The organism is Streptomyces pratensis (genome assembly GCF_016804005.1).
In the GTDB taxonomy this organism is placed as follows: Bacteria; Actinomycetota; Actinomycetes; order Streptomycetales; family Streptomycetaceae; genus Streptomyces; species Streptomyces pratensis_A.
In genome coordinates this window covers 3,449,885-3,463,685 of the sequence record NZ_CP051486.1, presented here as the reverse complement: position 1 = coordinate 3,463,685, position 13,801 = coordinate 3,449,885, and the positions used below count along the sequence as shown (strand labels likewise).

Annotated in this window: 1 protein-coding gene (only partly in view); it reads right to left on the bottom strand. The window is 69.2% G+C overall.

Going from position 1 to position 13,801, the window contains the following annotated elements; translation table 11 throughout:
• Positions 1-13,801, bottom strand: partial view of a type I polyketide synthase gene (locus tag HED23_RS14585; RefSeq protein ID WP_203187481.1) — the 5' end (the start) only. Its footprint begins 15,728 nt before the window's first position; the window shows 13,801 of its 29,529 coding nt (coding positions 1-13,801); its start codon is at positions 13,799-13,801; the stop codon falls past the left edge of the window.

The window sequence follows — 13,801 nt, the reverse complement described above, 5'->3', positions numbered from 1 at the left end:
GCACCGCGACCTGCGGCTCACCCGAAGCCACCACAGCCGACAAAACCGCCCACGACGCCTCCGCCCCGTCGACATCCGCCAGAACGAACCGGCCAGGGTTCTCCGACTGCGCCGACCGCACCAAACCCCACACAGCAGCCTGGACAGGATTCGGCGCAGCCCCCGTCTCGCAGGCAACGGCGCCCGAAGTCACCACGACCAAGCGCGTATCGGCGAACCGCTCATCTGCCGACCACTCCTGCAACAACCCCAGTGCCCGCTCCGCCACTTCGTGCGTACGGGACACCACATCCACGGCCCCCGAACCCGACTCCGACTCCGCGAACGACACCGCCACCACACCCGGCAACGACTCGCCGGCGTCGGCCGCAGCGGTGAGCGCGGTCAGGTCGGCGTACCGAAGTCCGGGTACGCCGATCGCGTCGCCCAGCGCCGCCCAGCGGGCCTCGACCCGCTCCTCCTCCACGTCGTGGCCTGTCCAGTCCACCTGGAACAGCGCATCGCGTGTCGCGGCGTCGGCGGCAGCCGTGAGCTGGTCCGGCGAGATCGCCCGCAGAGCGAGCGACTCGACGAAGGCAACCGGGGCGCCCGCGCTGTCCGCGAGCGCCAGGGAGATACCCGAACCGGCGGTCGTGATCCGCACCCGCAGGACAGTCGCCCCCACGGCGGACACCGACACCCCGCTCCACGCGAACGGCAGCCGAGCTTCTCCGGCCGTGTCTCCGCCGTCCCCGGCGGCAAGACCCATCGTGTGCAGTGCCGCGTCCAGCAGTGCGGGGTGGACGCCGAACCCTGCGGCATCAGTTCCTTCCGGCAGGGCGACCTCGGCGAATACATCGCCGCCGCGGCGCCAGGCGGCCCGCAGCCCCTGGAACGTCGGACCGTAGCCGAACCCGATCTCCGCCAGGTTCTCGTACAGACCCTCGGCATCGAGGGCGACAGCATCGTGCGGCGGCCACTCCTCCAGCGGCTCACCTGTCGGCGCGCCGCCTGCGGAGAGTGTGCCGGACGCATGCCGTGTCCACTTCGCGTCCGCGTCTTCAGCGGTCCGCCCGTGAACGGCGATCGCCCGGCTGCCGTCGTCCTCGGCAGCCCCCAGAGTGAGCTGGACGGCCACCGCTCCGTGATCGGGGAGAACCAAGGGCGCCTCGAGCGTGAGATCGCCCAGCAGGTCGAGCCCGACTTGTTCACCGACGTGCAGGGCCAGGTCGACGAAGGCTGTACCCGGCAGCAACACCGAGCCCATGACCATGTGGTCACCGAGCCACGGGTGCGACTCGACCGACAGTCTGCCCGTGAACAGGTACTCATCTGCCTGAGCCACGACGACCTTGGCTCCCAGCAGCGGATGCTCACCCGCGCTCTGTCCGAGGGCCCTTGCATCCGCAGCCCCGCTGAAGGACGAAGCAAGCCAGTAGTGCTCGTGCTGGAAGGCGTAGGTGGGCAGGTCGATGCGGTGGGCACCGGTACCGGCGAAGTACGCCACCCAGTCCACCGCCGATCCCCGTACGTGGAGTTCGGCGAGCGCGGTCACCAGTGTCCGGGCCTCGTCGCGGTCCTTGCGGAGAACCGGGAAGAACGCGGAGTCCTCGACGCAGTCCTGGCCCATCGCGGACAGCACACCGTCCGGGCCAAGCTCCAGGAACACGGTCACACCCTGCCCTTGGAGCGCGCGCATCCCGTCCACGAAACGGACCGCGTCACGGACATGACGCACCCAGTAGTCCGCCGAGCAAACCTCATCGTCCGACACGACCTGACCGGTGACGTTCGAAACGATCCCGATCTCGGGCGCGTGGAAGGAAAGACCTTCGGCCACCGCGCGGAAATCGTCCAGCATGGCGTCCATGCGGGGCGAGTGGAACGCGTGACTCACCCGCAGCCGCTTGGTCTTACGACCCTCCGCCTCGAAATGAGCAGCGATCGCGAGGACCGCGTCCTCGTCACCGGAAACCACGGTCGCGGAAGGGCCGTTGAGCGCGGCGATGGACACGCCGTCCGTCAGCAGCGGCAGGACCTCGTCCTCCGTCGCCTGGAGCGAGGCCATCGCCCCACCCGTCGGCAGCGCCTGCATCAGACGGCCACGCGCCGCCACCAGCACCGCGGCGTCTTCAAGCGACAACACCCCGGCGACATGCGCGGCCGACAGCTCACCGATCGAATGACCCAGAAGGTAATCCGGCTTCACGCCCCATGCAGAGACCAGGCGGAACAGCGCAACTTCGAGCGCGAACAGCCCAGCCTGCGTGAACTGCGTCTGATCCAGCAGTTCACCACCCTCGAACACCAGATCCCGGATCGGCTGGTCCAAGTGCCGGTCCAGCTCCGCACACACCGCATCAAACGCATCCGCGAACACCGGATAGGACTCGTACAGCTCACGGCCCATACCCGACCGCTGCGCACCCTGACCCGAGAACAACACCGCTGTGCGCCCCGGGGCCACCGACCCCACGACCGTCCGGTCCCCCACAACCACCGCACGGTGCTCCAACCGCGCACGCGTCGTCACCAACGAGAACCCGACATCCAGAGGATTCCGGTCGTCGGCGAACGCCGAGACCCGCTCCACCTGCGCATCGAGCGCCTCGGCCGACTTCGCCGACACCACCCACGGCACCACCGGCACCGATGCGCCGGCCACCTCCGCCACCGCTGTCTCGGACGGCTGCTCCAGGATGACGTGCGCGTTGGTGCCGCTGACACCGAAGGACGACACGCCGGCGCGGCGCGGTTCGCCCGTCTCCGGCCATTCCCGCGGCTCGGTCAGCAACTGGACGTCCCCGGACTCCCAGTCCACCTGAGGTGTCGGCTCGTCCACGTGCAGGGTCTGCGGCAGCACCCCGTGCCGCATCGCCATCACCATCTTGATCACACCGGCCACGCCCGCGGCAGCCTGCGTATGACCGATGTTCGACTTCAACGACCCGAGCCACAGCGGCTGCCCCTCCGGCCGCTCCTGCCCGTACGTCGCCAGGAGGGCCTGCGCCTCGATCGGGTCACCCAGCGTCGTACCCGTACCGTGCGCCTCAACCGCGTCCACCTGGGCAGCCGACAAGCCGGAGGCGGCCAGCGCCTGTCGGATGACGCGCTGCTGCGAAGGCCCGTTCGGGGCTGTCAGGCCGTTCGACGCACCGTCCTGGTTCACCGCTGAACCCCGCACGAGAGCGAGCACCGGATGGCCGTTCCGCCGCGCGTCGGACAGCCGCTCCACCAGGAGCATGCCCACGCCCTCCGACCAGCCGGTCCCGTCCGCGCTCGCAGAGAACGACTTGCACCGGCCGTCAGAAGCCAGACCGCCCTGACGGCTGAACTCGATGAACGCGCCTGGAGTGGACATCACCGTCACACCGCCGGCCAGTGCCATGGTGCACTCGCCCTTGCGCAGGGCCTGAGCGGCCAGGTGCAGGGCGACCAGCGATGACGAGCACGCCGTGTCGATGGTCATGGTCGGTCCCTCGAGACCGAAGGTGTACGCCACCCGGCCCGACAGGACGCTGCCCGAGGTGCCGATACCCAGGAACCCGTCAACGCCTTCCGGCACGGAGGCGGTCTGCGACGCGTAGTCGTGATACATCATGCCGGCGTACACACCGGTCCGGCTTCCGCGCAGTGTGCCCGGGTCGATGCCCGCGCGCTCGAACGCCTCCCAGGTGGCCTCCAGCAGCAGTCGCTGCTGGGGATCCATGGCCAACGCCTCGTGGGGAGAGATCCCGAAGAACGCCGGGTCGAACTTCCCCGCGTCGTAAAGGAATCCGCCCTCGGCGGTGTACGAGGCAGTCCGGTTCTCCGGGTCGGGGTCGTACACGCCGTTCAGGTCCCAGCCCCGGTCCGTGGGGAACGGTGCGACGCCGTCGCCCCCACCGATCGTCAGCTGCCACAGATCCTCCGGGCTGAGGACTCCACCCGGGTAGCGGCAGCTCATGCCGACGATCGCGATGGGATCGTCGTCCAGCGCGTCCATGCGGGCCGCGACATTCCGGCTCAGCTCGTCCTGGCCACCCACGAGCTCGTCGCGGATGTACTCGGCGAGCGACTCCGGAGTGGGGTAGTCGAATATCAGCGTGGCCGGCAGGCGGAGGCCGGTCACCTCATTCAGACGGTTTCGAAGCTCGACGGCAGTCAGCGAGTCGAAGCCCAGCTCCTTGAACGCCTGTCCGGAGGTGACCGAGTCTCCGGACGCGTGCCCGAGTACGAGGGCGACTTCACCCCTCACGAGGTCCAGGACGTGCCGGACGCGTTCTGCCTCGTCCATGCCGCGCAGGCGGTTGGCAAGAACCGACTCAGCCGCTCCGGACTTCGCGACGCGGCGTCCCGATACGCGTACGAGGCCGCGCAGCAGAGGTGCCACACCGTTGGAGGCAGCGCCCTGGCGCAGGACCGGGAGATCAAGCCGCAGCGGAAGGACCGCAGCCCGCCCGGTCGTCTCTGCAGCATCGAACAGGGCGACACCCTGCTCGGCAGTGAGTGCAGGCAGCCCGGCCCGGGCCATGCGCTGGAGGTCGGCGGCGTCGAGACGCCCGAGCATCCCGCCCTCGGCCCAGGGGCCCCAGCCCAGCGACAGACCCGCCAAGCCCTCGGACTGCCGGACCTCGGCCAAGGCATCCAGGAACGCGTTCGCCGCCGCATAGTTCGCCTGACCCGACGACCCCAACGTCGCCGCAGCCGAGGAGAACAGCGTGAACATCGACAGATCCATGCCACGCGTCAGCTCATGCAGATGCCACGCCGCATCGACCTTCGGCCGCAACACCGCAGCCAACCGCTCCTGCGTCAGCGACGACACCACACCGTCATCCAGCACACCGGCCGTGTGCACCACACCCGACAACGCAGACTCCGGGGCAATACCGGCCAGAACCCCAGCCAGCGCCGTACGGTCCGCGACGTCACACGCGACGAAACGAGCCCGCGCGCCCAACCCCTCCAGCTCCGCAACCAAGTCGGCCGCCCCCGGAGCATCCGCACCCCGACGACTCACCAGCAACAGATCCCGGACACCACGCTCCACCACCAGATGACGCGCCACCAGACCACCCAGCGCACCACTGGCACCCGTCACCAGCACCGTGCCCGCACCGACCTCAGGAGCACCGCCACCCATACCGGCCGACACCCGCACCAGCCTCGGTACGAACGCCGCACCTCCACGCACCGCGACCTGCGGCTCACCCGAAGCCACCACAGCCGACAGGACCGGCTCCCGGACCTCGTCGACATCCGCCAGAACGAACCGGCCAGGGTTCTCCGACTGCGCCGACCGCACCAAACCCCACACAGCAGCCTGGACAGGATCCGGCACCGCTCCCGTCTCGCAAGCAACCGCACCCGAAGTCACCACGACCAACCGGGCATCGGCGAACCGCTCATCCGCCAGCCACGCCTGCACCAACCCCAGCGCCCGCCCCGCCACCTCGTGCGCACGGGACACCACATCCCCGGACCCAGAACCCGACTCCGACTCCGACTCCGCGAACGACACCGCCACCACACCCGGCACCGCATCCAACACATCCAGACCGGTGACCAGCCGTACGCCAAGAGCAGGATCCGCCGCACCAAGCGCGTGCTCGACCCAGCCGACCTGGAACAACGCATCGCGCAACCCGCCCGACGACTGCACCTGCTCAGCCGAAACAGGCCTCAGTACCAGCGAGTCCACCGACGCCACCGGACCACCGGCCGCATCAGCCAGCACCAACGACACACCGGAACCCTCCGGCGTGATCCGCACCCTCAGAACCGACGCACCCACAGCATGAAGCGAGACCCCCGACCACGCGAACGGCAGGCCTGTGCCTCCACCGCCCTCGGCTCGGTCGCCCACCAGCCCCATCGCGTGCAAGGCCGAGTCCAGCAAGGCCGGATGCACACCGAATCCGTCCCCGGTGATCTCCTCCGGCAACGCGACCTCGGCGAAAACCTGTTCACCGCGCCGCCACACAGCCCGAAGCCCCTGGAAGGCAGGACCGTACCCGTACCCCAGCCCGAGCAGTTCCTCGTAGAACCGCTCCACACCAACTGCCACTGCGTCCCGCGGCGGCCACTCCACCAGCGGCTCACCCGTGTCTGAGCCCACCGCCGACAGCACACCCGTCGCATGCCTGGTCCACTCACCGTCGGCGTCCTCAGCCGGCCGTGAATGCACCCCGACCACCCGACGACCATCCGCCGAAGGCCCACCCACCGACAACTGCAACGACACACCACCACGCTCAGGCATCACCAAAGGCGCCTGCAGCGTCAACTCCTCCAGATACCCACACCCAACCCGCTCCCCCGCATACAACACCAACTCCACGAACGCCGTACCCGGCAACAGCACAGAACCCAGAACCACATGATCCGCAAGCCACCCGTGCGACTGAAGCGACAACCGCCCCGTCAACACCAGCCCGTCCCCCTCAGCAAGGGACACCTCCGCACTCAGCAGAGGATGATCAACCGCACGCGCACCCAGACCCGAACCGTCAACCGCACCCGCCGGAAGAGACGCCAGCCAAAAATGCTCACGCTGGAAGGCATACGTCGGCAGGTCGACACGACAGGCCCCGGAGCCGGCGAAATACGCCGCCCAGTCGACGGACCCTCCGCGTACGTGGAACTCGGCAAGCGCGGTCACCAGCGTCAGGGCCTCGTCACGCTCCTTGCGGAGAACCGGGACGAACACAGACTCCTCGACACAGTCCTGGCCCATCGCGGACAGCACACCGTCCGGACCCAACTCCAGGAATGTGGCCACGCCCTGGTCCTGGAGCGCACGCATCCCGTCCACGAAACGGACCGCGTCACGGACATGACGCACCCAGTAGTCCGCCGAGCAAACCTCGTCGCCCGATACGACCTCACCGGTGACGTTCGAAACGATCCCGATCCCAGGCGCGTGGAAGGAAAGACCTTCGGCCACCGCGCGGAAATCGTCCAGCATCGCGTCCACACGAGGCGAGTGGAACGCATGGCTCACCCGCAGCCGCTTGGTCTTACGGCCCTCCGCCTCGAAATGCGCGGCGATCGCGAGAACAGCTGCTTCGTCACCGGAAACCACGGTCGCCGAGGGCCCGTTGAGCGCTGCGATGGACACGCCGTCCGTCAGCACCGGCAGGACCTCGTCCTCGGCGGCCTGGAGCGAGACCATCGCCCCACCCGCCGGCAACGCCTGCATCAGACGACCACGCGCCGCCACCAGCTTCGCCGCATCCTCCAGCGACAACACCCCAGCGACGTGCGCGGCCGACAACTCACCGATCGAATGACCCAGCAGATAGTCCGGCTTCACGCCCCATGCAGAGACCAGGCGGAACAGCGCAACTTCGAGAGCGAACAGCCCGGCCTGGGTGAACTGCGTCTGATCCAGCAGTTCACCACCCTCGAACACCACATCCCGGATCGGCTGGTCCAAGTGCCGGTCCAGCTCCGCACACACCGCATCAAACGCATCCGCAAACACCGGATACGCCTCGTACAGCTCACGGCCCATACCCGACCGCTGCGCACCCTGACCCGAGAACAAAACCGCCAGACCACCGGACACGGCAGCCCCGCGAACCACCCGGTCACCGACGACCACCGCACGGTGATTCATCACCGCACGCGTCGTCACCAACGAGAACCCGACATCCACCGGATCCCGATCCCCGGCGAACGCCGAGACCCGCCCCACCTGCGCCGAGAGCCCGGCCTCGGACTTCGCCGACACCACCCACGGCACCACCGGCACCGATGCGCCGGCCCTGTCGACCCTCTGCACATCAGGAGCCTGCTCCAGAATGATGTGCGCGTTAGTACCACTGATACCGAACGACGACACACCCGCCCGCCGCAGCTCACCCGTCTCCGGCCACGCAACCGACTCCGTCAGCAGCTCCACCGAGCCCGCCGACCAGTCCACATGCGACGACGGCTCATCCACATGCAACGTCTGCGGCAGCACACCGTGCCGCATCGCCAGCACCATCTTGATGATCCCGCCGACACCGGCGGCGGCAGCCGCGTGGCCGATGTTCGACTTGATCGACCCGAGCCACAGGGGCTGGTCATCCGACCGGCGCTCCTGACCGTAGGTGGCAAGGAGTGCCTGTGCCTCGATCGGGTCGCCGAGCCGGGTACCCGTGCCGTGTGCCTCCACGGCGTCGATCTGGGCGGCCGAGAGGCCCGCGCTGGTCAGGGCCTGCCGGATGACCCGCTGCTGCGCGGGGCCGTTCGGCGCGGTCAGACCGTTCGACGCACCGTCCTGGTTGATCGCAGACCCGCGTACCACCGCCAGGACCTCATGGCCGTTACGCCGAGCATCCGACAGCCGCTCCACGAGCAGCATGCCGACACCCTCGGCCCATCCCGTACCGTCCGCTCCCTCCGCGAACGGCTTGCAGCGGCCGTCCGCCGACAGGCCACGCTGGCGGGAGAACTCCACGAACGCGGTCGGGCTGGCAAGAAGCGCGACCCCGCCGGCGAGCGCCATGGTGCATTCACCCTGGCGGAGAGCCTGGGCCGCGAGGTGCAGGGCGACCAGTGACGAGGAGCAGGCGGTGTCGACCGTGACGGCAGGGCCTTCCAGACCCAGCATGTAGGCGATGCGGCCGGACACCACGCTCGTCGCGGTGCCTGTGAGGAGATGCCCTTCACTGCCTTCTGAGCCCTGAGCCACTCCCACGCCGTACCCGGAGGAGGAGGCTCCCGCGAACACGCCAATCTGCTCACCGCGCACCGAGGTCGGGTCGATGCCCGCACCCTCGAAGAGCTCCCATGACGCCTCCAGCAGCAGTCGCTGCTGGGGGTCCATCGCCAGCGCCTCACGCGGCGAGATCCCGAAGAATCCGGCGTCGAACTCACCGGCGTCGTGGAGGAACCCGCCGTGGCGGGTGTACGTGGTGCCCGGATGCGCCGGGTCGGGGTCGTAGATGCCTTCCAGGTCCCAGCCACGGTCGGTCGGGAATTCCGAGATGCCGTCGGTGCCGGACACGAGGAGTCGCCACAGGTCATCGGGATTCGAAACCTCTCCCGGGTAGCGGCAGCTCATACCGACGATGGCTATGAGGTCGTCGTCCTTCGTCGGCGCCTGGAACTCGGTGGCCGACAGCCTCGACTGCGTACCCGAAAGCCCGGGCATTTCGTACTGTGCGGAGAGTTCGGCCGCGAGGAAGCGTGCCAGGACCGTCGGCGTCGGGTGGTCGAAGACCATGGTGGTGGGCAGCTGCAGCCGGGTCTCGGCGACGAGTGCGTTGCGCAGCTCGACGGCGGTCAGCGAGTCGAAGCCCAGCTCGCGGAAGGCACGATCGGGCTCGACACCGTCGGGCGAAGCGTGCCCCAGGACACCGGCCGCCAAGGACCGCACCATGTCGGTCAGCGCTTCGGTGCGCTCGGCCGGGGCCAGGCCCGCGATCCGGTTCCACAGGGGCGAGTCGCCATCCGTGGCAGAGGACGCGGCACCGGGGGACTGCGCGAGCGCTTGCCGTACCTCGGCCAGTTCACTGATCAGAGGGCGGCTGCGGGCGGCGGTGAACACCGGTACGAACCGCGCCCAGTCCATGTCCGCGACGGTAACCAGGGTGTCGTCCCGGTCGAGTGCCTGCTGCAGGGCGGCGATCGCCGGCTCGGGTGCCATGGTCCGGATGCCCAGGCGGAGCAACTGCTCGCCTTCTTCGCCGTCGGCCATGCCGCCACCCGCCCAGGCGCCCCAAGCAACCGCGGTCGCCGGAAGGCCCCGCGTCCTGCGGCGCTGCGCCAGCGCGTCGAGGTGGGCGTTGGCGGTGGCGTAACCGCTCTGGCCCCCACTGCCCCAGACTCCGGCTACGGACGAGAAGACGACGAAGGCATCGAGGTCATGGCCCTCGAGGAGTTCGTCCAGGTGCACGGCGCCCGCGACCTTCGCGGAGATCTCCTCGGCGAGGGTCTCGGCAGTGGCTTCGGACAGCAGGGTGGCGGTGGCGACCCCTGCCGCGTGTACGACGGTCCGGAGAGCAGCGCCCGGGTAGTCGGCCGCCGCGGCGTCGCACGCTTCGATCAGCGCGGCCACGGCTGCGCGGTCGGACACGTCGCATGCTACGACGGTGGCCTTGGTGCCGAGCTCCTCCAGTTCGGCGACGAGTTCGGCCGCGCCAGGGGCGTTCGGGCCACGGCGGCTGGTGAGGACGAGGTGCTCGGCACCGTTACGGGCGAGCCATCGGGCCACGTGACCGCCCAGTGCACCGGTTCCGCCGGTGATCAGCGCGGTACCTTGCGCTGTCCATACAGGTCCGACGAGGTCGGGACGGGTGTCCCGTACGAGACGGCGGACGAACGCCCCGGAGGGTCGCACCGCCGCCTGGTCCTCGTTGCCGTCGGCGAGGAGGCCGATCAGCCGGGCGGCTGCACGGTCGTCCAGTGTCTCCGGGAGGTCCAGGAGTCCGCCCCAGCGGTGGGCGCACTCCAGGCCGACGACTCGCCCGAGTCCCCACAGCGAGGCCTGGACGGCGCTGGCCAGCGGGTCGGAGCGACCGACGGACACGGCACCACGGGTGGCCAGCCACAGCGGGGCGTCGATGCCCGTGTCTCCGAGTGCCTGGACGAGCGCCAGTGTCCCGGTCATGCTGGCGGTGACGACCGGATAGACGGGGGACGGCTGTTCGTCCAATGCCAGCAGGGAGAGTACGCCCGCCGGCTGAGTGCCCTGCGCGCAGGCGTCGTCGAGCAGCTGGGCGAGCGAGAGGCGGTCGGCAGCAGCGGCGTCGAGCTCGACGGGGATCACCCTGGCGCCGTGGGCGGTCAGTGCCTCGACCGTACGGGCGACAAGCGCGCTGTCCATGTGTCCGGCAGGCACGACGACAAGCCAGTCGCCCGACAGCTCAGCCGCTGCCGGCAGGGCGAAGGGCTTCCATGTGATGCCGTAACGCCAGCCGCCGGCAGTGGAGTTGACCAGGCTCTGCCGACGCCAGGCGGAGAGTGCGGGCAGTGCGCCGGCCAGCGCTTCGGTGTCCTCGGGGCGTATCGCGTCGACGAGTGAAGCCAGATCCTCCCGCTCGACGGCGTCCCAGAACTGCGCCTCCGCCGGTGTGTTGCCCACCACGGCGGTCCCGCTGTCGAGCTTCATGGGGACATGCGGCCAGTAGCGCTCACGTTGGAAGGCGTAGGTGGGGAGCTGCACCTGGCGTGCCCCGGCGCCGGCGAAGTACCGGTTCCAGTCGACGTTCTGGCCGCGCACGTGGAGCTCGGCCGTTGCCGTGACGCAGGCCGACGCCTCGGGGCGCCCCTTGCGCAGGGCCGGAACGAAGACACGGCTCTCCGCGTCGGCGATGAGGCAGTCCTGTCCCATGGCCGACAGGACACCGTCCGGGCCCAGCTCCAGGAACGCCGTCACGCCCTGGTCCTGCAGGGTACGTATCCCGTCGAGGAAGCGGACCGCCTGCCGGACGTGGCGCACCCAGTACTCGGGGGTGCATATCTCGCGCGACGGAACGATCGCTCCGGTGACGTTCGAGACGATGGCGATCCCGGGTGCGTGGAAGTCGAGGCCGTCGGCGATCGCACTGAATTCTTCCAGCATCGCGTCCATGCGAGGCGAGTGGAACGCGTGGCTCACCCGAAGCCGCTTGGTCTTACGACCCTCCGCCTCGAAATGCGCGGCAATCGCGAGGACCGCGTCCTCATCACCGGAAACTACCGTCGCAGAGGGCCCGTTGAGCGCTGCGATGGACACGCCGTCCGTCAGCAGCGGCAGGACCTCGTCCTCCGTCGCCTGGAGCGAGACCATCGCCCCACCCGCCGGCAACGCCTGCATCAGACGACCACGCGCCGCCACCAGCTTCGCCGCATCCTCAAGGGACAACACCCCAGCAACATGCGCGGCCGACAACTCACCGATCGAATGACCCAGCAGGTAATCCGGCTTCACACCCCACGCAGAGACCAGACGGAACAGCGCAACTTCGAGAGCGAACAGCCCGGCCTGCGTGAACTGCGTCTGATCCAGCAGCTCACCACCCTCGAACACCACATCCCGGATCGGCTGGTCCAAGTGCCGGTCCAGCTCCGCACACACCGCATCAAACGCATCCGCAAACACCGGATACGCCTCGTACAGCTCACGGCCCATACCCGACCGCTGCGCACCCTGACCCGAGAACAACACCGCCAGACCACCGGGTGCGGTCGTTCCACGGACCACCCGCGCCCCGTCGCCGGAAGCGGCAAGATCCCGTACGCCGTCCAGAAGGCCTTCGCGTCCGGCCGCGAGCACCACGGCCCGGTGCTCGAGGGCAGCGCGGCCTACGGCAAGGGAGTATCCGATGTCGAGCGCGCCCGAGGGTGCGTCCGCCGTCTCCACGTGCGCGATCAAGGCTTGGGCCTGTGTCTGCAGTGCCTGGGCGCCGGCCGCCGAGACGAGCCACGGGATGACCGGCGGGACCCAGCCGGGGACGGCCTCGTCGGCGCCTTCGGCGCTGTCCCGCACCGGTGCCTGCTCGACGATGATGTGCGCGTTGGTGCCACTCACACCGAACGACGACACCCCCGCCCGGCGCGGCTGCCCGGTCTCCGGCCAGTCCGCCGGCTCGGTCAACAGTCTTACCGCACCCGCCGACCAGTCGACGTGGGGCGTCGGCTCGTCCACATGCAGGGTCTGCGGGAGCGAGGCGTGGCGCAGTGCCATGACCATCTTGATCACACCGGCCACACCTGAAGCAGCTTGTGCGTGACCGAAGTTGGACTTCATCGAACCCAGCAGCAGCGGGCGGTCCTGCGGCCGGTCCTGGCCGTACGTCTCGACCAGGGCCTGGGCCTCGATGGGGTCACCCAGCACGGTGCCGGTGCCGTGGGCCTCGACGGCGTCGATCTGGGCGGGTGAGAGGGCGGCATTCGCGAGGGCCGCTCGGATGACGCGCCGCTGAGAGGGGCCGTGGGGCGCAGTCAAACCGTTGGACGCGCCGTCCTGATTCACGGCGGAGCCCCGTACGACCGCCAGTACGTTGTGCCCGTTGCGAATCGCGTCGGACAGCCGCTCCACGAGAAGCACGCCCACGCCCTCGGCCCAGCCCGTGCCGTCGGCGGCAGCTGCGAACGACTTGCAGCGGCCGTCGCCGGCTAGGCCGCCCTGCTGGCTGAACTCGGCGAATGCGCCGGGGTTGTTCATGACGGTCACACCGGCTGCCAGGGCGAGGGTGCACTCGCGCTGACGCAGCGCTTGGACAGCCAGGTGAAGAGCCACGAGCGAGGACGAGCACGCGGTGTCCACGGTCACCGCGGGCCCTTGCAGGCCGAGCGAGTACGCGATGCGGCCGGATACGACGCTGCCGGCGGTGCCGGTGACGTAGTAGCCGTCGACGTTGTCGTCGGACTGGCGCAGGCTGGTCTCGTATCCGGAGCTCTGGGCACCGACGAAGACACCGGTCTGGGTGGAGTGGAGGGAGGTCGGGGCGATTCCGGCCCGCTCCAGTGCCTTCCACGACTCCTCGAGCAGGAGGCGCTGCTGCGGATCCATGGAAAGCGCCTCACGCGGCGAGATCCCGAAGAACGAGGCGTCGAAGTCGGTGGCACCGTCGACGAAACCGCCCTCGAAGGTCGTCGCGTTGGCGCCGTCCGCCTGGTAGAGCCCGTCGAGGTCCCAGCCGCGGTCCGTCGGGAACGTGTCCACCGCGTCGGTACCGGAGGCGACCAGACGCCACAGGTCTTCCGGACTCGCCACCCCACCCGGGTAGCGGCAGCTCATCCCGATGATCGCGATCGGCTCCCTGGCCGCGCCGGTGAGCTGGGTGTTCTCCCTCCGCAACCGGTCGACCTCTTTGAGAGACGCGCGCAGCGCTTCGAGAACCTTGTCACCCGAACTAGCCAT